Source organism: Nonomuraea sp. NPDC049158 (assembly GCF_040648335.1).
GTDB lineage: Bacteria > Actinomycetota > Actinomycetes > Streptosporangiales > Streptosporangiaceae > Nonomuraea.
In genome coordinates, this window is record NZ_JBEZDM010000003.1 from 269,668 (window position 1) to 291,313 (window position 21,646).

The 21,646-nt window shown below is 69.8% G+C and carries 18 protein-coding genes; 6 read left to right on the forward strand and 12 right to left on the reverse strand.

Annotation, left to right across the window (positions count from 1 at the left end):
* Positions 1-39 precede the first annotated feature (39 nt).
* From AB0B61_RS08930 to AB0B61_RS08955, 6 genes are all read right to left on the reverse strand, one after another.
* Complete coding sequence (locus tag AB0B61_RS08930) at positions 40-1,197, reverse strand: DUF418 domain-containing protein (RefSeq protein WP_358429793.1); 1,158 nt, start codon at positions 1,195-1,197, stop codon at positions 40-42.
* A gap of 72 nt (positions 1,198-1,269) precedes the next feature.
* The gene (locus AB0B61_RS08935; protein ID WP_358429795.1) at positions 1,270-2,994 is read right to left on the reverse strand and encodes a DUF4832 domain-containing protein; all 1,725 of its coding nucleotides are present in this window, start codon (positions 2,992-2,994) and stop codon (positions 1,270-1,272) included.
* Between the two features lie 38 nt (positions 2,995-3,032).
* The gene (locus AB0B61_RS08940; protein ID WP_358429797.1) at positions 3,033-3,860 is read right to left on the reverse strand and encodes a carbohydrate ABC transporter permease; all 828 of its coding nucleotides are present in this window, start codon (positions 3,858-3,860) and stop codon (positions 3,033-3,035) included.
* The gene (locus tag AB0B61_RS08945) at positions 3,853-4,791 is read right to left on the reverse strand and encodes a sugar ABC transporter permease (RefSeq protein ID WP_358429799.1); all 939 of its coding nucleotides are present in this window, start codon (positions 4,789-4,791) and stop codon (positions 3,853-3,855) included. Before AB0B61_RS08945 ends, AB0B61_RS08940 begins: the two co-directional genes overlap by 8 nt.
* Position 4,792: 1 nt before the next feature.
* A complete protein-coding gene (locus AB0B61_RS08950; RefSeq protein ID WP_358429801.1) occupies positions 4,793-6,061 on the reverse strand; it encodes a sugar ABC transporter substrate-binding protein in 1,269 nt (422 codons plus the stop codon).
* 134 nt (positions 6,062-6,195) lie between these two features.
* Positions 6,196-7,404, reverse strand: a complete 1,209-nt coding sequence (locus AB0B61_RS08955; RefSeq protein WP_358429803.1) for an ROK family transcriptional regulator — start codon at positions 7,402-7,404, stop codon at positions 6,196-6,198.
* Between the two features lie 72 nt (positions 7,405-7,476).
* On the opposite strand from AB0B61_RS08955, the gene AB0B61_RS08960 reads away from it, so the two are divergent.
* From AB0B61_RS08960 to AB0B61_RS08970, 3 genes are all read left to right on the forward strand, one after another.
* A complete protein-coding gene (locus tag AB0B61_RS08960; protein WP_358429805.1) occupies positions 7,477-8,727 on the forward strand; it encodes a Gfo/Idh/MocA family oxidoreductase in 1,251 nt (416 codons plus the stop codon).
* Between the two features lie 139 nt (positions 8,728-8,866).
* The gene (locus tag AB0B61_RS08965; protein ID WP_358429807.1) at positions 8,867-10,264 is read left to right on the forward strand and encodes a dienelactone hydrolase family protein; all 1,398 of its coding nucleotides are present in this window, start codon (positions 8,867-8,869) and stop codon (positions 10,262-10,264) included.
* 86 nt (positions 10,265-10,350) lie between these two features.
* A complete protein-coding gene (locus AB0B61_RS08970; protein ID WP_358429809.1) occupies positions 10,351-10,758 on the forward strand; it encodes a nuclear transport factor 2 family protein in 408 nt (135 codons plus the stop codon).
* A gap of 123 nt (positions 10,759-10,881) precedes the next feature.
* Here the strand turns inward: AB0B61_RS08970 and AB0B61_RS08975 are convergent, their stop codons facing one another.
* Positions 10,882-11,784, reverse strand: a complete 903-nt coding sequence (locus AB0B61_RS08975; protein ID WP_358429811.1) for a TauD/TfdA family dioxygenase — start codon at positions 11,782-11,784, stop codon at positions 10,882-10,884.
* A gap of 246 nt (positions 11,785-12,030) precedes the next feature.
* Between AB0B61_RS08975 and AB0B61_RS08980 the strand changes: the two genes are divergently transcribed.
* Positions 12,031-13,587 (forward strand): protein kinase, encoded by a 1,557-nt coding sequence (locus tag AB0B61_RS08980; protein ID WP_358429813.1) that lies wholly within the window; start codon positions 12,031-12,033, stop codon positions 13,585-13,587.
* A gap of 281 nt (positions 13,588-13,868) precedes the next feature.
* Here the strand turns inward: AB0B61_RS08980 and AB0B61_RS08985 are convergent, their stop codons facing one another.
* Positions 13,869-15,122 (reverse strand): FxsB family cyclophane-forming radical SAM/SPASM peptide maturase, encoded by a 1,254-nt coding sequence (locus AB0B61_RS08985; RefSeq protein WP_357947893.1) that lies wholly within the window; start codon positions 15,120-15,122, stop codon positions 13,869-13,871.
* Between the two features lie 92 nt (positions 15,123-15,214).
* A complete protein-coding gene (locus AB0B61_RS08990; RefSeq protein ID WP_358429815.1) occupies positions 15,215-15,412 on the reverse strand; it encodes a hypothetical protein in 198 nt (65 codons plus the stop codon).
* A gap of 380 nt (positions 15,413-15,792) precedes the next feature.
* On the opposite strand from AB0B61_RS08990, the gene AB0B61_RS08995 reads away from it, so the two are divergent.
* The gene (locus AB0B61_RS08995) at positions 15,793-16,005 is read left to right on the forward strand and encodes a hypothetical protein (RefSeq protein WP_358429817.1); all 213 of its coding nucleotides are present in this window, start codon (positions 15,793-15,795) and stop codon (positions 16,003-16,005) included.
* A 34-nt stretch (positions 16,006-16,039) separates the two neighbouring features.
* Complete coding sequence (locus AB0B61_RS09000) at positions 16,040-18,079, forward strand: hypothetical protein (protein ID WP_358429819.1); 2,040 nt, start codon at positions 16,040-16,042, stop codon at positions 18,077-18,079.
* Positions 18,080-18,126: 47 nt separating this feature from the next.
* On the opposite strand, the gene AB0B61_RS09005 is transcribed toward AB0B61_RS09000, so the two are convergent.
* From AB0B61_RS09005 to AB0B61_RS09015, 3 genes are read right to left on the reverse strand one after another with little or no spacing between them, the layout of a single operon-like run.
* Positions 18,127-19,140, reverse strand: coding sequence for an NAD-dependent epimerase/dehydratase family protein (locus AB0B61_RS09005; protein ID WP_358429821.1), 1,014 nt, complete (start codon positions 19,138-19,140; stop codon positions 18,127-18,129).
* Entirely contained in the window at positions 19,137-20,372 is a 1,236-nt protein-coding gene (locus tag AB0B61_RS09010; RefSeq protein WP_358429823.1) for a hypothetical protein, read from the reverse strand. Before AB0B61_RS09010 ends, AB0B61_RS09005 begins: the two co-directional genes overlap by 4 nt.
* A complete protein-coding gene (locus tag AB0B61_RS09015; protein WP_358429825.1) occupies positions 20,369-21,646 on the reverse strand; it encodes a hypothetical protein in 1,278 nt (425 codons plus the stop codon). The genes AB0B61_RS09010 and AB0B61_RS09015 overlap by 4 nt, the downstream gene beginning before the upstream one ends.

Consider the following 21,646-nt stretch of genomic DNA (forward strand, 5'->3'; position numbering starts at 1 on the left):
GCCCTTTTCGTTGCAGAGAAGACCAGGGCCTGTTCGGTGTCAACCCCGACCCGCGGTGAGGCGGCGAAGGACATACTCGATCGGGCCGTACCGATGGCTCCGCAGCCACCACCGGCTCAGCCCGAGCAGGACCGCGTAGATCACCGCGGCCACGCCCATCACGGCGAGCGGTGACAGCCTGCCCGCCAGTGCCAGCCCGTAGCCGGTGAAGATCAGGCAGCAGAGCAGCGACTGCCCGATGTAGTTGGAGGCCGCAACCCGCCCGGCCGGCGACAGCACGCCGACGACGGCGGGAAAGCGCTTGAACACCTGGAGCAAGGTGACCACGTAGGCGGCCGTCAGCAGCACCGAGCCCACGTTGTTCACCGCCAGCGCGACCAGTGCCAGCGTGTCCCCGGACGAGGACGACGCCCAGGTGAAGAAGACCGCGGCGGGCAGGCCGACGCCGAAGCCCACCCACTGGACGCGCGGCACGAGACGGGCCCACCGCTCCGGCTCCTCGAACAGCCGTGACCTGCCCGCCGCCAGCCCGAACAGGAACATCGCCAGCGCCATCGGCCCCTGCCCGATCCACACCATCGCGGCCAGCGCCGGGTACGTCTCCACCTGGAACGACAGAAAGCTCAGCGGCCCGCCCGTGACCAGCGCCTGCGCCCGCGCCCCGGCCGCCGCGTCGGTCACCGCCGCCGTGCCGGCCGCCGTGCCCGTCGCCGGGTCGAGCAGGGTCAGCCCGGCCAGCAGCAGCCAGATCACCGACATGACGCCGATGATGGCGCAGCCGGTGACGACCGCCTTCCTGGGAGATATGCCGCGCATCGCCAGCAGGATCACCCCGAGCGTGGCGTACAGCGTGAGGATGTCGCCGACCCACAGCAGGAACCCGTGCAGGACCCCGATCACGAAGAGCCCCAGGCTGCGGCGCAGCATCCTGGCCTTGACGCTGATCCCGTCGCGCGTCTGGAGCGTGAAGGAGTAACCGAACAGGAAGGAGAACAGGATGTAGAACTTCGTCAGCACCAGCGTGCTGACGAGGTACGCGACCGGCCCCTCGGAGATGGGCATGGTGCCCGTCCCCACGGCGTAGCCGGGATCGGCGAAGAACCCGATGTTCGCCACCAGGATGCCCGCCAGCGCGAACCCCCGGACGGCGTCGATCTCGTGCACGCGCCGTGAGCCCGGCGCCTCGGTCAGAATCATGATCCTGACGCTAGAGACGCCGAGCTCACCGGCACATCGATCCTTGGCAGCCGCCAAGACCGACCAAAGTCGCTAGTTGACCGTCACACTCCGCAGCAGGTTGTTGTACCCGGTGGCGGCCTCCCAGACGTTGTCGTTGGCCAGCCGGATCGAGTACTTGGGACGGGACGACAGCTGCGGGTCGGGCAGGTCGAGCAGCAGCGCGTAGGTGCCCGCCGGCATCCCGGCCGGCAGCGTCACGCTCTGGTCGATGGTCGCCGTGGCGCCCGCGAGCCAGAGGCGGGGGTTGGCGTTGAGCGGGAGGCGGTACACGGCCGACGTGGCGGTGTTACGCAGGACCAGCGCGACGTCGCGCGGGTTGAAGGGCGCGGCCCAGCCGTCGTTCCTGATCGTGAGACGCACCGGCAGCGGGCCGCCGTGGGTCGCCGTGCTCGGGTACGTGCCGCTCTGCAGGGCGAAGCGGTAGCCGAGGCGGCGGGTGATCTCGGACAGGCAGCCGCCGGAGTTCCAGCCGTTGATGACGTCGGGGTGGTAGTCGGTGTTCAGGTACGACCAGTGGAACAGCGACATCTCGCTCATGGCGGTGGGGCAGCTCGAACGCGGCGGGTTGGCGCCGCAGGTCTCCCCGCCCATCGGCAGGTAGGCGGTCTCGGCCTGGAGGTAGGGGTATTCGACGGCGGTGTTCTCGTAGGTGCCGAAGTCGTCGGGGCTGGCCAGGAAGCAGTCGTTGTGGTGCCCGACCCGGGCCTGGGCGGAGCCGTTGTAGGCCTGGGCGGGCGTCAGCGCGGTGGTGCCGTACATCGTGCGCTTGATCTTGGGTGTGCGGACCTGGATCATCCGCGACGACGGCAGGACGCTGAGCAGCTTGTCGGTCACCGCCTTGCGGTTGGCCCAGTCGGCGGCGGTGATGGTGCCCTCGTTGCCGAAGTTCTGGGTGTAGTACCACTCGCCCCAGGCGCCGATGAGCCCGGCCTGGACGACCTCGATCACGTCGCTGTTGGCCTTCAGGTAGGGGGCCAGCTGGTCGAGGTGGGCCAGGACCCGGGCCTTGGTGGCGTCGTCGCCGGTGGTGGACTCGGTGTAGGCGAACCGGACGATGGCCTTGAGCCCGGCGGCCCGTACGGTGGTCAGCTGGTTCTGGAAGCGGGTGAGCGCGGCCTGGCTGATGGCGCTGGTCTTGAACTCGGCCAGGTAGAACACGCACATCACGAGGGAGATGTTCTGCGAGGTGCGGAAGCCCTGGAGGGTGGCGAGGGAGAAGTCGTTCTTGTCGCAGTCGCCGTTGTGGTGGTAGAAGCCGCGCTCGGGGTTGGGGAAGGTGGCGTTCGTCTGGGTGTAGGTCACCGTGCCGCCACCGCCCCCGCCGCCGGTGTAGACGTGGGTGATCTTGGCGGAGGTCTCCAGGGGCGCCTCGGCCTGGAAGATCAGGTCGGCGTCGTTGGGGGTGGCGCTCTCGCCGAGGTCCGCGCGGGCGACCGTCCAGCGGGCGGTGCCCGAGGCGCCGGCGAAGGTGACCGTCTTGACGGTCGTCCAGCTCCAGCCGCTGCCGTTGTGGCGGTACAGGGTGGCGTTCTCCAGCAGGTAGTCGGCGCCGATGCCGCCCTGGGCGAACCCGGTCGCGGCGTCGCGGTCGGTGTCGATGTACGTCCGGAGGTAGGCGGGCGTGCCGGTGTAGCCGAACTGGTAGGTCACGTTGGTGGCGTCGTTGGTGGCCGACGGGCTGGTGATGGCGGCGTACGCGGGCGGCGCGACGAGAATCGCGCACAGGAACAGCAGGCCGGCTAACAGGCGGGACATGGGCGGGCCTCTCCTTGGGGGGACGGTGGTCGGCGGGCTCAGCCCTTGATGCCGGTGTGGGCGATGCCCTGGATGAACTGGCGTTGCAGGAAGACGAAGACGGCGATGACGGGCAGGGAGGCGAGCAGCGAGCCCGCCATGAGCACCGGATAGTTGGTCTGGAACTGCCCCTGCAGCGAGGCCAGCCCGGCCGACAGCGTCATCTGCTCCGGATCGGTGTTGACCACCAGCGGCCAGAACAGGTCGTTCCACGACCACAGCAGCACCAGGACGGCGAGGGCGACCAGCCCCGGCCTGGCCAGCGGCAGCATGATCGACCAGTAGATCCGCAGCGGTCCCGCGCCGTCCAGCCGGGCCGCCTCCTCCAGCTCACTCGGCAGACCGAGGAAGAACTGGCGCAGCAGGAAGACCCCGAACGCGCTGAACAGGCCGGGCACGATGAGCGCCTGCAGGCTGTTGAGCCAGCCCAGCGACGACATGATCTGGTACTGCGGGATGATGAACAGCTGCGGCGGCACCATCAGCACCGACAGGAAGACCCCGAACAGCAGCCTCTTGCCGGGGAAGCGGAGCCGGGCGAAGGCGTAGGCGGCCATGGAGCACAGCAGCACCTGCCCGACGGTCCGCCCGGCGGCCATCAGCAGCGTGTTGAGGAACTGGTCGCCGAAGGGCAGCAGCCCGAACACCTGGCCGTAGTTCTCCCAGTGGCCGCCGGGCAGCACCGACGGCGGCACCTTGGTGGCGTCGCTGAGCGTCTTGAGCGAGGTGATGATCTGCCAGACGAACGGCGTCACCATCACCAGCGACGCGGCGACCAGCACCGCGTGCAACCCGATACGGCGGGTAGGCGCTCCCGGGTCAGGCATAGTGCACCCACCTTCGCTGGAGCCGGAACTGGAAGGCGGTCAGCGCGATGATCAGCACGAGCAGCGCCATCACGATCGCCGCCGCGTAGCCCCGGTCGTTGGTGACGAAGGCCCGCTCGTAGAAGAGCTGGACCACCGTCTCCAGGCGCGGGAAGGCCGGATTGGACCGGGCCGACGACCCCGAGCCGCCGATCACGTACACCAGGTCGAACAGCTGCAGTGAGCCGATCACCGAGATCACCGAGACGAAGAACGCCGTCGGTGACAGCAGCGGGAGTGTGACCTTGACGAACTGCCGGACCGGGCCCGCGCCGTCGATCGCGGCCGCCTCGTAGTACTCCTTGGGGATCGCCTGCATGCCGGCCAGGAAGATGATCAGGTTGTAGCCGACGCTGCTCCAGACCCCGACCACGACCAGGGCGTACAGCGCGGTGTCCGGGTCGGCGATCCAGTTGGGGCCGTCGATGCCGACCAGCGACAGCACCAGGTTGATCAGGCCGTACTCGCCGTTGTAGAGCCATCGCCACACCATGGCGATGGCGACCGGCATGGTGACGACCGGCAGGAAGAACATCGTGCGGTAGACGCCCACCCCGCGCAGCCCCTTGGTGTTGAGCAGCGCGGCGAAGACGATGGCCAGCGGGATGGCGAGCAGCCCGAGCACGGTGTAGGTCAGCGTGTTGACCAGCGCCCGGCCCATCTCGGGGTCGGCGATCAGGCGCAGGTAGTTCGCCGCCCCCGTCCAGGTGTGGCCGCCGAAGGCGCCCCACTCGGTGAAGGAGAAGTAGGCGGTCTGCAGGACCGGCCAGAGGTAGAAGACGGCCAGGCCCAGCCCGATCGGGGCGATGAACGCGTACCCCCACAGAGCCTCGACCGCGCGATCCCTGCGCCGCGCCGGCTTTGTGGCGCCTCGGCGGGTGGTGAGCGTCATGTCATTCCTTGGCGAGCAGGGCGTTCATCGCCGCCGCCAACTCGGTGGCGGCCTTCTCGACCGGCTGCTCGCCGGTCCAGGCCTTGGTGAGGTACGTCAGCTCCGCCTCGTTCCAGGCGGCGGTGTTCTTGGAGACCGGGAAGGGCGCCGCGTAGGCCACCGCGTCGAGGAAGGTCTGCAGCTTGAACTCCGGATGCGCGGCCACCCACGCGCTCTGGGTGCCGTTGTACGCGGGGATCGGCCCCTTCTTGCCGAGGATGTCGGCGGCCTGCTTGGAGCCGAGGAACTTGACGAACTCCCAAGCCTGCGCCGGGTGCTCGGTCTTGGCCGACACGACGTTGGCCACCCCGTGGATGATCGTGGCCTGCTTCTGGCCCTTGGGCAGCGGCGCGACGTCCACCTTGTCCTTGGTGTAGTCGTTGGCGGCGAACTCCGAGACGTTCCACGAACCGCCCCAGTACATGGCGATCTTCCCGGCCTCGAACAGCTGCAGCGGGAACGTGTCGGTCATCGTCTTCAGATCGGGGGACTGCTTGTTCTTGATCAGGTCGGTCCAGAAACGCAGGCCCTCGATCGTCTGCGGGTTGTCGTAGCCGGACTTCTTGCCGTCCGGGGAGATCACGAAGCCGCCGGCCTGATCGATGGTGTTGTACTGGTATTCCTGGAAACTCGTCAGCTGGGCGGCGGTGCCGTAGACGCCCTTGGCCGGGTCGCTCAGCTTGGCCACCGCCGACTTGAAGTCGTCCCACGTCCAGTCGTCGGCCGGGTAGGGCACCTTCTTGGCGTCGAAGAGCGTCTTGTTGTACCAGACGCCGATCGTGTCCATGTCCTTCGGCAGCCCGAAGTGCTTGCCGTCGAAGGTGTAGAGGTCGATCAGCGGCTTGGGATAGACCGACAGGTCCACCTTGTCGTTGGTGATCTCCTCCTCCAGCGGGCGGAGCACGCCGTTGGAGGCGTACAGCTGGAAGTTCGGGCCGTTCATCCAGAAGACGTCGGGCGCCGCTCCGCCCGTGGCCGCCGCCTTGAGCTTGGTCCAGTAGCCCTCCCACGGGGTGAGCTGGACGTTCACGGTGATGTCGGGGTGGGTCGCGGTGAACGCCTTGCTCAGCTCCTCCATCACCGGTTTCTGGTTGTTGTCCCACATCGCGTACGACAACGTGACCTTCTCCTGGCCACCCGCGGCGCCTGGTTCGTCACCGCCCGCCGAGCAGGCGGAGACGGCCAGCACCACCCCGAACACAGCCGCGCCGAGCCGCGCCGACTTCCGCATCCCTGGACCTCCCTGACGAGCGAGGCGCGTCCGGCGCCACGGTCTCGAACTTGGGGATAATCATGGAGCCCATGGAAATTAAGTCAAGCATCGATTCGATTACGGCCCGCTCGGCCGTGTGGGAAGCGACCTGCTCAGCCTCGTGGGAAGCGGTCCGGTGAGGCGAGCTGGCCGCCGCCCCTGAGCGCCTGCTCCACGTGGTCGAGCGCCAGCCGGACGGCGCCGAGCGCGACCCCCTCGTCGGCGAAGGCGGACACCCTGACCTCGGGCGTACGGATGCACCAGCGGTCGAGCTCGCGGCGCAGCGGCTCCACGATCAGGTCGGCCGACCGGGAGAAACCGCCGCCGACCACGACCAGCTCCGGGTCGAGGGTGAGCACCAGTGCCGAGGCGCCGACCGCCAGGTCCTTGACGTAGCGGCGCACGGCCGAGGCGGCCCGGCGGTCGCCGTTCCTGGCGGCGGCGAACAACTCGGCGGCCATCGAGTCAGGATCACCGGCCGTTTCGGCGGCTCCGGTGGCTCCGGACGTTCCGGCCGTGCCGGACGGCTGGCCTGGCCATGACTTGAGCTGCTCCTGCGCGCGGATCCAGCCCGCGACCGGCAGCGCGCCGATCTCGCCGGCGGCGTTCGCGAACCCCCGGTGCAGCTTGCCGTCGATGATCAGCCCGGTGCCGGTACGGAGCCCGGCCAGCAGGAACACCACGTCCTTGGCGTACCGCGCCACCCCTCGCCAGGACTCCGCGAGCGCGGCCAGCTTGCAGTCGTTCTCGACCATGATCGGCCCGGCCACGATCCGCCCCAGGTGGGCGGCCAGATCGACGCCGGTCCACTCGGGCAGCGCGTCGGAGAGCATGACCCGCCCGGTCCCGTCGACCAGCCCGGTGGTGGACACGCCGGTCGCCCACATGTCGGACGCCGTCAGTCCCGCCCCGGCCAGGCACTCCTTGACGGTTCGGTCCACCGCCGCCAGCCGCTCCCTGCGCCCCATCTCCGGGGTGACCGCGACCCGGCGACTGTGCCGCGGCTCGCCGTCCAGGTCGGCCACGATCGCCAGGATCTTGTGGCCGCCGATGTCCACACCGAGGACGTGGCCCGCGTCCGCGCGGAAGCGATAACGCCTGGCCGGGCGGCCGACCGTGCCGGTGGTCGGCTCGGTCTCCACCGCCCAGCCGCGCCCCAGCAGCTCGCGCACCACGTCCTCGGTGGAGGCGCGCGACAGGCCCGTGCGCCGGGAGATCTCGGTCACGGTGAGCCCGGGCTCGCCGCGCAGCGTCCGGATCACGGCCAGCGCGTTGAGCTGGCGGAGCCGGGAGAGATCCCCTCCGCCCAGATCTTCGGTCACCACACCCCCTTGAGGTCTCCTCCCTCAAAGCTAATAATGAGGGACTCCATGCTAATTTCGGGAAAGGAACGCATGTCTGGGGTGACTCTAGCCCTCGTGGGCGCCGGGCTGCGCGGGCAGTCGTACGCGCGTCACGCGACGGTGGCCGGCCTGGGGCGCGTGACCGCGGTGGCCGAGCCGGACGCGTACCGGCGCGAAACGGCCGCGGCGGAGTTCGGGATCTCCCCGGACCGGGTCTACTCCGACTGGACCCAGCTCGCGGCGGCCGGCCGGATCGCCGACGCGGCGATCATCGCCACCCAGGACCAGTTGCACATGGACCCGGCCGTACGGATGGCCGACCTGGGCTATCACATCCTCCTGGAGAAGCCGATGGCGCCCAGTGAGCAGGAGGCGGCCGCCATCGCCGACGCGGCCGAACGCAACAAGATCATGCTGGCCGTGTGCCACGTGCTGCGCTACACCCCGTACACCAGGACGCTGAAGCGGCTGCTCGACGGCGGCCGCATCGGGCGGCTCGTCAGCGTCCAGCACCTCGAACCGGTCGGCTGGTGGCACCACGCCCACTCCTTCGTCCGCGGCCACTGGCGCCGCCAGGACACCTCGGCCCCGATGCTGCTGACCAAGTCGTGCCACGACATCGACTGGCTGATCCACCTGTTCGGCCGGATCCCGGCCAAGGTCAGCTCGTTCGGCAACCTGACCCACTTCCGCGCCTCCGAACGCCCGGAGGGCGCGGCCGACCGCTGCGTCGACTGCCCGCTGGAGCCGAGCTGCCCGTACTCGGCCAAGCGGCTGTATCTCGGCTGCCTCGGCGATCCGGACAGCGAGTTCTGGCCGCTGTCGGCGGTCACGCAGGCGCGCACCGAGGAAGGCGTGCTCCAGGCGCTGCGCACCGGGCCCTACGGCCGTTGCGTGTACGCCTGCGACAACGACGTGGTCGATCACCAGGTGGTGAACATGGAGTTCCCCGACGGGGCGACCTGCTCGTTCACGATGAGCGCCTTCACTCCGATGGAGCACCGCCGTACCCGGCTGCTGGGCACGCACGGCTACATCGACGGCGACGGCCGTACGCTGCGTCTGACCGACTTCCGTACCGGCCTGGAGGAGGTCGTCGACCCCCACACGGAGGGGGGCCCGTCGGCGGGGGACGGGCACGGGGGCGGGGACGAGGCGCTCACAGACGCCTTCCTCGCCGCGGTCGCCACGGGCGACCCGGCACTGCTCCACTCCGACGCCACCGAGAGCCTCGCGACCCACCGCGTCGTCTGGGCGGCGGAACGCGCCAGGGCCACGGACACCGTCGTCCACCTGGGGTAGCGGCCTGTGGGGGCGCGGTGAGTCGCGACAGGCCGAGCAGCTCGGCGGCCCGGGAGCGGCGCGCACTATCAGAATGCTGATGGATGCACCCCCAAGGCGCTATTGGCGGCCGATGGTTCCCGAAGGTGATCCTGGGGTCATGACCCAACGCATTCTGATCGCACTGACCAGCCACGCCGCACTGGGCGACACGGGCAGGGACACGGGTTTCTACGTCTCCGAGGCGGCCCATCCGTGGGCGGTCTTCACCGAGGCGGGCTTCGAGGTCGACCTTGTGAGCGTCGCCGGTGGCGAGCCGCCGCGCGACGGGGCGGACGTGGACGACCCCGTCCAGCGGCGCTTCCTCGCTTTGCCGTCGCTTGCCGACACACCTCGGCCGGAGGACGTTGATCCGTCCGGGTACGACGCGATCCTGTTCGCCGGTGGGCACGGCACGATGTGGGACTTCCCCGGCAACCCTGCCTTGGCCGCTCTGACTCGTACCATCTGGGAGAACGGCGGCGTCGTCGCCGCCGTGTGCCACGGTCCGGCCGCCCTGGTCGGCGTGACGTTGCCCGACGGCACGCCGCTGGTGGCGGGGCGCCGGGTGGCGGCCTTCACCGATGCAGAGGAGGCGGCCGTCGGGCTGACCTCGGTGGTTCCCTTCCTGCTCGCTTCCCGCCTGCGCGAACTGGGCGCCGACCACGTGCCAGGCCCCGACTTCCAGCCGCAGGTGATCCGCGACGGCCGCCTGGTGACGGGCCAGAACCCCGCCTCCGCCATGGGTGTGGCCGAAGCCGTCCTGTCCGCCCTGGAGGACGTCTCCTCAGGCGTCGGCGCGGACCCCACGGACGTCACCGTGCGGACCAGCGACGGTCCCATGGGTGGATACCTCGCTCGCCCCGCCGGGGACGGCGTTTATCCGGCCGTCATCGTGGCCCACCAGCTGTTCGGGCTGACCGAGGACGTGCGCGCGGTCGCGGACCGGATCGCGGGCATGGGGTACGTGGTGCTGGCCCCCGACTACTACCACCGCGCCGACCCGGGAGTGGAGCTGCCGGCCACCGACGAGGGCCGCGCACGCGGGTTCGAACTGATAGCGACGCTGAGCCGCACAGGAGTGCTCGAAGACACCCGCGCGGCCGTCGACCACCTGGCGGCACGCGGCGACACGAGCGGCGCGGTCGGCATGGTGGGCCTGAGCCTGGGCGGCCACCTGGCGTACCTGGCCGCCACCCAGCTCGACATCCCGGTCACCGTGGTCCTGTACGCGGGCTGGCTGACAGGCACCGACATCCCGGTGAGCAGCCCGGAGCCCACGCTCGACCTGACCCCGGGCATCAAGGGCAAGCTGGTCTACATCGTCGGCGACCGCGACCACGCGATCACCGAAGACCAGCGGACGGCCATCGCCGAACGCCTTCGAGCCGGCGGGATCAGGCACGAGATGGTCGTCTTGGCGGGCGCCCCACACGCCTTCCTGGCACAGGAGGACTCGCCGTACCACGCTGAGACCTGGCAGCGCATCGAACGGGCCCTCGCCGACGAACTGACCTGAGCCGTCCCGAGCCGCGGGAGAACCCTCAAGTAGCATCTGTCGTGCGGGCCGAGCGACATTTCTACTGGTCACAAGGGGTGCGACGGGTGAACAGCGCAAGGGATCCCGAAGCCGAGATCCGGGCTCGGCTCCAGGAGCATTGGGCGGCCTCCGAACGCGGCGACGTCGACGCCGAGCATTCGATCTACGCCGCGGACGCGATCCTGGACTACCCGCAGTCGGGCGAGCGCTTCAGAGGCCGGTCGAGGATCCAGGCGCAACGCGGCGGGCACCCGGCCGAACGCCACTTCACCATCCGCCGGATCCTGGGCGGCGGCGACGTTTGGGTGAGTGAGTGCGTGATCACCTATGACGGGGTGCCCACACACTCGCTCAGCGTCATGGAGATCACCGATGGTCTCGTGACGCACGAGACCCAATACTTCGCCGACCCCTTCCCCGCGCCGCCCAGCCGGGCCGCGCTGGCTGAGCCGATTCCGGTCCGCGACCAATAGGAAATGCACGCCCGGCCGCCCACCACCCCGGCCTGGCCGGGCGGGACCACCCCCTCGATCGATCGGCGGTCTCGCCCGGCCAGGTCGCGTAGCCGTCTCCCCGGACGAGGGCGGTTCGCGGGGTCAGGCCGCGACAGGTGAGTACGCGGCCGCGTCCCCCTTCAGCACCGTGCTGGTCCGTCCGTCCACGTCCACCGGGACGTCGCCCGCGATCGTGACCCGGTGCAGGCGGCGCGGTTGGTCGCCGAAGTCGTGCACGACGCGGTGCTGGGTGGCGCGGTTGTCCCAGATGGCCACGTCGCCGGGCGCCCATCGCCAGCGGACGGTGTTCTCCACCTGGGTGACCTGCTCCTGGATCAGCTTGATGACCGAGGCGGAGGTCTGCGCCGACAGCCCGGTCAGCCGCTTGGCGAAGTCGCCCAGCAGGATGGCCCGCTCGCCCGTCTCCGGGTGGACGCGCACCACCGGGTGCTCGGTCTCGTAGACGGTGGCGGCGAACACCTCGGCGTACTCGCGGGTCCGCGCGGGATCCTCCGACGTCGCGATGCGCGCGTAGTCGTACTGGTTGGTGTGTACGGCCCGCAGCCGGTCGAGCAGGTCGCGCAGCTCAGCGGGCAGGTACTCGTAGGCGGCCACGGTGTTGGCCCACAGCGTGTCGCCGCCGGCTGGGGGAACGGTGATGGCCCGCAGGACCGAGGCGAGAGGCGGCCGGTCGACGAACGTGACGTCGGTGTGCCAGCGGTCGACCTTGTGCCCCTTGCGATAGTCGAGGTCGAGGATGTGCGCGTTGTCGTCGAGGGCGGGCACGGTGGGGTGCGCGGTGGTCAGCTCGCCGAGCAGCCGGGCGAAGGCGACCTGCCGCTCCTCGTCCAGGTGGTCCTGGCCGCGGAAGAAGAGCACCTTGTGGGCGAGCAGCGCGAGGCGGATCTCGGCGACGACGTCGGCGGGCAGGTCGCCGCCGAGCCGTACACCGCCGACCTGGGCGCCGATCCGGCCCGCTACGGGGTCGATGTGCAGGGTTGACATGGATGTGGTCCTTCCAGGAGATGGGATGTCGGCCGATCAACGGAAGGACGGACAGAGCGCGCTGGCCACGCGGCAGAAGTCCACGTGACCTCGGATGGTGAGAACCATGGGCGTCACAGTTCTCACCGTAGATCGGGGACGCTCCTATAGTCAACACAACAGGTAGGAAATAAGGGTTTTAGTATTTCGCGCAATCCGCGTGTGGGGCTGACGCGAATAAGGGGTGACTTTTCTCGGGAGGAAGCGATGCGCGCTATCGAGCCCCTGCGTACGGGTGACCCACGCCGGCTGGGCGTCTATCGGGTGATCGGCCGGATCGGCAGAGGCGGCCAGGGTGAGGTGTACCTCGCGGAAGCGGATGGGCCGGACGGGCCGACCGGGCAGCGTGTCGCCGCGAAACTGCTGAACGCCGGGTCGTGGGACGACGAGCGGGCGCAGCGCATGTTCATGCGCGAGGTGGCGCTGGCCAAACAGGTGGCCCGATTCTGTACGGCCCAGGTGGTGGACGCCGGAATGCTCGGCGGTCAGCCGTACTTGATCAGTGAGTTCATCGACGGGCCCTCGTTGGCCGAAAAGGTGGCGAAGGAGGGACCCGTCGTCGGGGGCGCGCTGGAGCGCCTCGCGATCGGCACCGCCACCGCCCTGACCGCCATCCACCAGGCCGGCATCGTGCATCGCGACTTCAAGCCGGGGAACGTGCTGATCGGTCCCGACGGCCCGCGCGTAATCGATTTCGGCATCGCTCGCGAGGCGGACACCACGGTCACGGCGACCAGTCAGATCATGGGCACGCCCGCGTACATCTCGCCGGAGCAGCTCGCCGGCTCGCCCGCGGGCGCCCCCTCCGACGTGTTCGCCTGGGGTGTGACGATCGCGTTCGCGGCCATGGGGAAGGCGCCGTTCGGGCAGGACTCGATTCCTGCGGTGATCAACCGCGTGCTGAACGAGACGCCCGATCTGTCCCCGATCCAGCTGCCGTTGCGCGAACTGGTGGAGCGATGCCTCGCCAAGGACCCGGCGACGCGGCCCACCGCGCAGGAGCTCCTGCTGACGCTGCTCGGGGGTAGGTCGGGCGACCTTGAGGCGGCTGCGGCCCTGGCCCCTCCCATCGATGCCGCTCCCACCGAGCGGTCCGTCGGTGTCCGGCCGGGGCGTCGTGTGGCGCTCACCGTGGCCGCCGCTCTGCTGGTCGGTGCGGGCGCCGGCGCGGCAGCCGTATGGCCGTGGGCCCCGCGGACGGTGAGCGCGGACAGCCGGACCGGCGCGGCCGTCACCACCAACCCCTCGTCGATCGCGGCCCCAACGCCCAGCCTGGCCGCGACCGGCCCGAGCACGACCAGCTTGACCACAACCAACCTGACCACAACCAACCTGACCACGACCGGCCTGACCGGGACCAGCCCCACCATCCCCAGCGCGACAGCCAGTCCGACGGTGCCGGTCGTGGCCGGGTTGCGGCAGAAGGACGCGACATCCAGACTCCAGCAGGCCGGGCTGACCCCCGGAAAGCTCACCCCGGACTGCTCCACCGCTGGCCCGACCGGCCGCGTCCTGCGCGCCGCCCTACGGCCGGGCACGAGCACGGTCGACCTGGTGATGAGCGCGGCCCGCGCCCGCGTCCCCGACGCGCGCGGCTGGCCGCTCGACGCGGGAAAGGCGGCCGTGGAGAAGGCCGGCTTCGCGGTGAAGGTCGGCTACCGGAAGGGACCCGACTGGATCGGCAAGGTGGCGGCCCTGAGCCCGCCCGCCGGAGCGACGGCGTGCACCGGCACTGAGGTGGAGATGTCGATCGGCGTCAAATGATCGGCGGCCGTTGGGCGCGCGGCAGAATTCAGGCATGTGCGTCGAGTTAGGCGGCGAGTGATCTCGGCCAGGCAGTCGCCGCTGTTCCAGCCGCTGATGACGTCGGGGTAGTAGTCGGTGTTCAGGTGCGTTCGTGAACCCGGACGGGTTCGGCCTGGTTACCGAGGACTCTGCCCGGTGGGCGCGCGGGGCCTGAGGAACTTAAGAATTTCGCCGAACGCCCGAAGACCGCGTCGTGTTCGCGGTCTTCGGGCTGTCCTGCTCGGGAAGGCGCCGCTGGGTTAGTTGTGTTCCAGTACGTCCTTGGCCACACGCTCGACGATGTGGCCGATAAGACGGGACAAGTCGGCGCAGTAGACGGACGGGTTGAGATAGCCGGTTCCGACCTTGTAGCGGTGGGCGTAGAGTCCACCGCCGCAGATGTTGCTGATCGGGCAGGCCTTGCATGTGTCGCAGAGCGCGTCAGCACCGATCTGCCGGGCGACCGAGCCGGGCTGCAGCATGAGCGCGTCGAGCGAGTCACGTGACACATGGTGGCCGCTGATCGCGGCTCGATTGAAGGACGACTTGAGCTGGTGGCAGAAGTCGATCGAGCCGTTGGTGTCGATAGTGAGCGATTGGAAGGGTGCGAGTCCCACGGTCTCCGCGTGGCTGTGCCCGCCCAGGACGAGGTTGATGATCTCGTCGAACAGGCGGATCGACGTCGGACGTACCGGAGCGTCATACCATCGATCGAAAATCGGGATCAGCCAGTCGGCGTACGTCGTGGTATTCGAGTCGCCACCCCAGGCCGGCGGCGGCTGGTTCCAGTTTCCATGCGGGAGCAGGAAGTCGACCATGGGCGGCTCATGGGCAATGAGCATCTCGTAGACGTCGATCGGGTCGTTGGCCACGTCGACCGTGCACAGCAGGCCGGAGAACAGGTCGCGATACTCCGGGGTGCGCAGGGCGTTGAGGCCGCTGATGGTCGCGTCGTAGCTGCCGCGACCGTTCGCGTACTTGCGGTGCCGGTCGTGCGCTTCCCGGCCTCCGTCCAGACTGACGTAGGCGCGGATTCCACATTCACGCATCAGCCGGAGGTTGTCCGGGGTGAGGAGCACCGCGTTCGTGGTCATACGGATGTCGAGCTCGATGCCAGGTGGCGTCTCGGCGTGGAAGCGCTCAGTGAGATAGGTGATCAGTTCGGGGCCCGCCATGAGCGGCTCGCCGCCGTGCAGAACCACCTTGGCATCAGGTATGTCATCGGCGTGGGCCCGCATGTGTTCACCGAAACGGGCGGCGGCCTGGTCCACGGTGTCCTTCGACATAGTGGCCGGGTTGTCTTTCCAGCTGTCATCGGCCATCTCGTATACGTAGCAATAGTCACACGAGAGGTTGCACCTGCTGTGAACTTTGAGAACGAATTCGACGAATGGTTTTGGCCGCCACTGCGGATCCGCCAGGGCCGCGTCGACGACATCCTTCGTCGGCCACTCACTGACCTTGGTACCTAGGCTCACCATCGAGTTAAGGCTGATCAGGGGGAGTTCTCTCACTTAAACCATCCTTACCCTGTATTTTCGCAGGGAGAAGGCTGCGCGGCTTGGGATGCAAGACGCCGCGCAGCCGGAACTCGGTTGCCCTGGGATCAGCTATTGAACCAGCCCGCCGGCGTGTAGACGGCGTCGTCGCTGGCCACGCGGTCGAGCGCCGCGCCCAGCGCGCTAGAACCGGTCTCGGCCGAAGCCGCGGCCGCGCCGACAGTGAGCGCTGCGGCCGCGGCCGCAGTAGCGGCGGCGAGGGCCGCGACTCGCCGCAGGTGTTCCAGGTTGGACTTTTCGGGCATGTGATATCTCTTTCCTGTAAAGGAATGAATTATCTCCAGATCGTAGGCATGGCGATCTTTGTCCGCAAGCCTGTGTTTTTACCGTCCTTTTCAGTGGACCGTGACATTTCACGTCACAGCAGCAGCCGCTCGAGGCCTCGGCGTGGCGAAACGCCAGGTTGCGGACGGTGCTGAATGCGGGCCGGCCAGGCCATGTCCGGGGAGATGGTGTTTGAGAAGGCCGCCCGTAATCCAACGGACCGATAAGAGGAAATCGCCTTAATGTTAACTTTTCTACTATTTGTCCCATTCGTCGAGTCGGCTTTCTTGCGGCGCCGCGCGTCATCGATTTCGGCATCGCTCGTGAGGCGGACACCACGGCCACGGCGACCAGTCAGATCATGGGCACCCCTTCGTACATCGCGCCGGAGCAGCTCGTCGGCTTGCCCGCGGGCGCGCGCGGCTGGCCGCTCGACGCGGGAAAGGCGGCTGTGGAGAAGGCCGGCGACCGGAAGGGTCGCGACTGGATCGGGAAGGTGGCGGCCCTGAGCCCGCCCGCCGGAGCGAGCGCGTGCACCGGCTCAGAGGTGGAGATGTCGATGGGCGGCAAATGATCGGTGGCGGCCGGTGTTGCGGCAGAATTCAGCCATGCGCGTCGAGGAGCTGTCCGCGGCCGAGCGCCGGGTGTGGGAGGCGTTCCCCCGGGGCGAGCTGGTCGACTTCCGCACCGGGAAACCGGACGAGGACGCCCCGGCGACCGGCGCGAGCTGGGGCCCGGAGCGGACGGTCCGCGCCGGAGTGATCACCGAGCTCCTCCTGCGGGAGGAATCGGCGCGGTTACCGGCCCTGCGTCTCAAGGGTGCGCGCGTCACCGAACTCCTGGACCTGGCCCACGCCACCATCAGCCACCCGGCGCGGTTCCTCTCCTGTGACTTCGAGCAGGTGCCGCGCCTGTACTGGGCCCGCTGCCAGCAGCTGAGCTTCACCGGCTCCCGGCTGCCCGGCCTGTCGGCGTCGAACGCCCAGATCGGCGGTCACCTGAGGCTGGAGAGCTCCCTGTTCACCGGGCGGGTGGAGCTGCGCGGTGCCCACATCGCGGGCAGTCTGACGCTCGACCACGCCCACGTGCGGGCATCGGGGCTGGCGATCGACTGCGACCGGCTCCAGGCCGATCGCGGGATCGCCGCCATCGGGTTGCGGGCCGAGGGTCACGTGCGGCTGTCCAACGTCAAGGTCGGCGGTACGTTGATCATGGACGACGCCCGGCTGACCGCCACCGACCGGCACGCCCTGACGCTGGACGGCCTCGTCGCCGACGGCAACGTGTTCTGCCGGTGCATGACGGTCACCGGGATGATCAGCCTGCGCAACGCCCGCGCGACCGGGCCCTTCGCCCTGACCGGCACCACCATCGACCACCCCGGCGCGATGGCCCTCCGCGGCTCGCGGCTCACCGCCGAAGGCGGCCTGTACCTGGGCGGGACCTTCTCCGCCAACGGCACGGTACGGCTGGCCGACTCCCGCGTCGACCGCGAGCTCAACCTGACCGGCGCCCGCCTGGACAACCCCGCCGGCGACGCGCTCCAGGCAGAGGAGATCCAGGTCGAGGGCACGATCGAGGCGCGCGGGCTCACGGCACGCGGCCGGGTCGACCTGTCCCAGGCCCGCGTCACCGGATCTCTGCGCCTGGCCGGCGCCGACCTCGCCGCCCCGGGCAAGGTGGCGCTGGATGCCGACGGCATCTCCATCGGCGGCGCGCTGGCCTGCGTCGACGGGTTCCGGTCCGAAGGCGTGGTACGGCTGGTCGACGCCAGCATCGGCACGATCGCCGACTTCAGCGGCGCCCGCCTGAGCAACAACCCCGGCGGCAAAACGCTGGACGCGGCTGCGGCGACCATCGGCAGCGGGCTGTTCTGCGGGCAGGGCTTCACCTCCGACGGCGAGATCACGCTGATCGGCACCCAGGTCCGCCGGCACGTGTACTTCAACGACGCCACCCTCGCCAACCCCGGCGGCCGGGCACTGGCGGCCTGGCAACTGGAGGCCAGTGAGCTGTACCTCCGCCCGAGGTCGGCCCCCGAAGGCACGGTCGACCTGCGGCACGCCCGCATCGGGGTGCTGCGCGACGACCCTGCCACATGGTCGCCGCGCTTGCAGGACGGCCTGACGTACGAGGCACTGGATCCCACGCTGCCCGCCGCCCGCCGCCTGGCCTGGCTCGAAGAGGGCCCGGACGAGTACGTGCCGCAGCCGTACGAGCAGCTGGCCGGCACGTATCGGCGGCTCGGGCACGACGAGGAGGCCCGCACGGTCCTGCTGGCCAAGCAGCGGCGGCGGCGCGCCATGCTCCGCAGGCCCGCCCGCGCGTGGGGCGTGCTGCAGGACGTCACGGTCGGCTACGGCTACCGGCCGCTGCGTGCCGCCGCCTGGTTCGTCGCGCTGCTGGTCGTGGGGGCGACGGTGTTCGCGTTCGACCGCCCGCCGCCCGCCGAGGTGGGCAAGGGGCCGGTGTTCAACGCCGTGGTGTACGCCCTGGATCTGCTGTTCCCGTTGATCGACTTCGGCCAGGAGAAGGCGTTCCAGCCGGCCGGCGGCGCCCAGTGGGTCGCCTACGGTCTGGTGCTGGCGGGCTGGATCCTGGTCACGACCATCGTCACCGGCATCACCCGGGCCCTGTCCCGTCAATAAGCCGTCACGGGCCGATGAGCGTGAGCGCCTGCCACGGACGTAAGCCGTCACGGGACGATGAGCGCCTGCCACGACGGCGGCATGTTGCGGGCCACCTCGATCCCCGAGAACACCGACGGCTCCTGAGGCCCGTGCTTCTTCGCCCACGCGGCCATCTGCGCCAGCCCGTCGGCCAGCGGCACCGACCCCGTCCCGACGCCGAGCAGGTCGCGGGCCTTGTCATGGGAGGAGTAGGCATGCACCACCTCGTGCCGCGCCGGCAGATGCCGGACCCGGAGCGGTGCGTCCATGGCCGCCGCCACCGCGCCGGCCAGTTCGTTGACCGTGTACGGCCGGTCGCCGCCGATGTTGAAGGTCTCCCCGTAGGCTCGCGGGTTGCCGATGGACCGGGCGATCGGCAGCGCGACGTCGTCGATGTGGCTGAACGCCCTGGTCTGCTCACCGTCCCCGAAGATGGTGCACTCCTCGCCGCGCAGGATCTGGTTCATGAAGATGCCGATGACGTTGCGGTAGCGGTCGCCGATGTTCTGCCGCTCGCCGTAGACGTTGTGCGGGCGGAAGATGATGTACGGCAGCCCGAACATCTCGTGCGTGACCTTCAACTCCTGCTCGACCGCGTATTTGGCGATGCCGTACGGGTCCACGGGCGCCGGCGTCAGGTCTTCGGTCATCGGCGGCTCCGCGTGGCCGTACACGGCGATGGAGGAGGTGAAGACGAAGCACCGGACGGTCCCGGTGTTGACGGCCGCGTTGATGAGGTTGACGCTGCCGATCACGTTGTTGGTGTAGTTGTAGCGCTTGATGAAGTGGCTCAGTCCCTCGGCGGCGTACGCGGCCAGGTGGAAGACGTAGTCGAAGCGCCACTCCGCGAACAGCGCGTCCACCACCTCGGGGTCGCAGACGCTGCCCCGGTGGAAGTGGGCGCCCTCCGGGACGTTGGCCGGGTCGCCGCCGGAGAGGTCGTCGAGCACCACCACGCGATGGCCGGCCCGCAGCAGGTCGGCCGCCACGTGCGAGCCGATGAAACCCGCGCCGCCGGTGACCAGCGAGGTATGGGTCATGACAAGGACTCCTTCGCAACAGGGTGAGGGGAGAGCGTGCGCCGTGGCCGGAGCCAGCGCAGGAGGACCGCGGCGTGGACGAGCGCGCCGACGGCCAGCACGCCCACCGCGCCGAGCGCCCCGGCCCAGGGCACGACGACGGCCGCCAGCATCACGACCGCCGCCAGCGACACCACCGCGCCCACCGCGGTGACGCGCAGCGCCAGGGGAGTGGCGTTCTCCATCAGGTAGCTGGCGCTGCCCACCGCGAAGATGATCGGCACGCAGGCCACGTACAGGACGACGACGCCCAGCCCGCCGAGCGGCCGCAGCAGGAGCGGCGCCACGCAGGAGACGGCCGCCACGTAGGGGATCCCGGCGAGCAGCAGCAGGCGCAGCCAGCGGGACAGCCGCTCGTAGGCCGCGGACAGGTCCCGTTGGTGCAGTGCTTGGGAGACGCCGGGCTGCAGGACGCGCAGCAGGTAGGCGAACGCGTTGAGCAGCGTCCCCGAGGCGACGGAGGCCATGTAGAGCCCGGTGCTCTCCGCCTGCGCGCCGCTGACCGAGAGCGTCACGAACAGCAGGCTCATCGACACGCCCGCGACCACGTCGGGGATCGCCATCAGCAGGGACGTCCCCACCGCGACGCGTACGAGGACCCGGCGCCGCAGCCCGGCGAAACTCGGCCGCAACCCGGCCAGCAGCACCACGTTGAGCACGGACACGTTCGTCAGGCACAGGGCCAGGAACACCGTGGGCGAGGCGTGCCCGGTCGCCGCCGCCCCGGTCCAGCAGGCCAGTCCCGTGGCCAGGACGAGATGGTTGGCCACGTCCCGGCCCGGCCGGCCGATGGCCCGGCTCAGGCCGACCAGCACCTGGTTGCCGCCGATGCCGATCGCGTACAGGCCCGCCAGCCCGGCCAGGAGCCATGGCCCGTTGTGCCCGAAGAGCAGCACGCCCGCCAGGACCGCGATCGCGACCACCAGCAGCAGCCCGGCCAGCGCCACGAAGACGCCGACCAGCAGGCCGACGGTGTGCCGCGCCCGCGGGATCAGCTTCAGCGCGCACTTCTCGATGCCGATCGACGCGAGCGGCGTCAGGAACGCCGCGCCGCCCATCGCCTGGGCGTATCCGGCGTAGTCTCCGGAGCTCCAGACCGCCAGCAGCACGACGTTGGCCAGCAGGAGCGTGCCCCGGAAGGCGGCCCGCCCGCCGAGCAGCACCATCAGCTGTCTGGGTGCCGCGAGCCTCATGCGGGCGATGCGCCGTAGTCGGAGGTGACGAATCTGCCCTTGCCGCCGGCGGTGATCTCGACGGTCTCGGCGGGCACCACCTCCAGCGGGAACTCGCCACCGGCCAGGCCGAAGAGCTTGTCCCGTACGGTAGCCAGCACCTCGCCCGGCGGGTCGGCGCTGGGCACGACGTGCACCCGCACCAGGCCCGCCGTGTCCTGGTGGACGAAGCACTCGCTGATGCCCGGATGGGTGGCGGCCAGGTGGAGAAAGGCGTCGGGGTAGAGCCGCTCGCCCGACGGGAGCGTGACGTAGTCGTTGCTGCGCCCGGTGGTGAGCCGCAGGGTCCGGAACCGGCGGCCGCAACGGCAGCGGCCCGGCTCGATGAGACCGATGTCGCCCAGGCTGTAACGCAGCAGCGGCATCGCCCGCTCCATGAAGGCGGTGACGACCACCTGCCCGGCCTCGCCGTCCGGGACCGGGTGGCCCGCCGCGTCGACGATCTCGCAGTAGACGCGGTCCTCGCCCAGGTGGGCGCGGCCGTACCGGCAGTCGTAGGTGACGTTGAGCACCTCGAAGGCCGAGTACTCGTCGAAGACGGGAGCGCCGAACCGCTCGGCGAACATCGCCCGGTGCTCGGGAAGCAGCAGCTCCGACTCGGTCAGGACGATGCGCAGCGTCCGCCTCAGCCGCCCGAGCTCCTCCGGGGTGAGCTCGCGCAGCAGAGCCCGCAGGTGCACGGGGTAGCCGATCAGCACCTTGGGCCGGTTGGCCAGGAGCTCGGCCTTGATCTCGCGCATCGGCCGATGGGACAGGATCACGTGCCGCCGGAACAGCCCGAACCGCTCGAACATCCGGGCGGGCGGCGCGAACGGCCGGATATGGCTGAGCCGGTCGGTCGGCAGGTAGCGGCCCGTGGCCAGGAACCGCCGTACGCAGGCCGCCATGTGGTAGTCGTGGCTGTCGCGGTCGTGCAGGATCCGGACCCGGCGGCCGGTGCTGCCGCTCGTCTGGAAGGACAGGCACCGATCCTGGTCGACGCCGTCGGCCAGCAGCCGCTCCAGCGGCTGCTCGCGCAGCACCTGCTTGTCCAGCACCGGCAGCTCGGCCAGCTCGGCGAGGGTGCGGAGCGGGCCGCGCGTGTAGCGGGGGTCGTCGCGGTAGTAGGGCACCCGGGTACGCGCCAGCTCCAGCATCCGGTTGAGCCCGCGAAGCTGGTGACGGCGCAGCCCCGCGCCGCCGCCGTACTGCCGCGCGATGCTGAGCGGGACGTAGCCCGCCTCCCGGATGATCAT

What these genes read in the sequence shown, in the direction of transcription:
- AB0B61_RS08940 (WP_358429797.1), bottom strand. Translation starts at nt 3,860, where the DNA reads ATGCCTGACCCGGGAGCGCCTACCCGCCGTATCGGGTTGCACGCGGTG.
- AB0B61_RS08990 (WP_358429815.1), bottom strand. Translation starts at nt 15,412, where the DNA reads ATGCCCGAAAAGTCCAACCTGGAACACCTGCGGCGAGTCGCGGCCCTC.
- AB0B61_RS08935 (WP_358429795.1), bottom strand. Translation starts at nt 2,994, where the DNA reads ATGTCCCGCCTGTTAGCCGGCCTGCTGTTCCTGTGCGCGATTCTCGTC.
- AB0B61_RS09015 (WP_358429825.1), bottom strand. Translation starts at nt 21,646, where the DNA reads ATGATCATCCGGGAGGCGGGCTACGTCCCGCTCAGCATCGCGCGGCAG.
- AB0B61_RS08975 (WP_358429811.1), bottom strand. Translation starts at nt 11,784, where the DNA reads ATGTCAACCCTGCACATCGACCCCGTAGCGGGCCGGATCGGCGCCCAG.
- AB0B61_RS08980 (WP_358429813.1), top strand. Translation starts at nt 12,031, where the DNA reads ATGCGCGCTATCGAGCCCCTGCGTACGGGTGACCCACGCCGGCTGGGC.
- AB0B61_RS09005 (WP_358429821.1), bottom strand. Translation starts at nt 19,140, where the DNA reads ATGACCCATACCTCGCTGGTCACCGGCGGCGCGGGTTTCATCGGCTCG.
- AB0B61_RS08965 (WP_358429807.1), top strand. Translation starts at nt 8,867, where the DNA reads ATGACCCAACGCATTCTGATCGCACTGACCAGCCACGCCGCACTGGGC.
- AB0B61_RS09010 (WP_358429823.1), bottom strand. Translation starts at nt 20,372, where the DNA reads ATGAGGCTCGCGGCACCCAGACAGCTGATGGTGCTGCTCGGCGGGCGG.
- AB0B61_RS08960 (WP_358429805.1), top strand. Translation starts at nt 7,477, where the DNA reads ATGTCTGGGGTGACTCTAGCCCTCGTGGGCGCCGGGCTGCGCGGGCAG.
- AB0B61_RS09000 (WP_358429819.1), top strand. Translation starts at nt 16,040, where the DNA reads ATGCGCGTCGAGGAGCTGTCCGCGGCCGAGCGCCGGGTGTGGGAGGCG.
- AB0B61_RS08945 (WP_358429799.1), bottom strand. Translation starts at nt 4,791, where the DNA reads ATGACGCTCACCACCCGCCGAGGCGCCACAAAGCCGGCGCGGCGCAGG.
- AB0B61_RS08950 (WP_358429801.1), bottom strand. Translation starts at nt 6,061, where the DNA reads ATGCGGAAGTCGGCGCGGCTCGGCGCGGCTGTGTTCGGGGTGGTGCTG.
- AB0B61_RS08995 (WP_358429817.1), top strand. Translation starts at nt 15,793, where the DNA reads ATGGGCACCCCTTCGTACATCGCGCCGGAGCAGCTCGTCGGCTTGCCC.
- AB0B61_RS08930 (WP_358429793.1), bottom strand. Translation starts at nt 1,197, where the DNA reads ATGATTCTGACCGAGGCGCCGGGCTCACGGCGCGTGCACGAGATCGAC.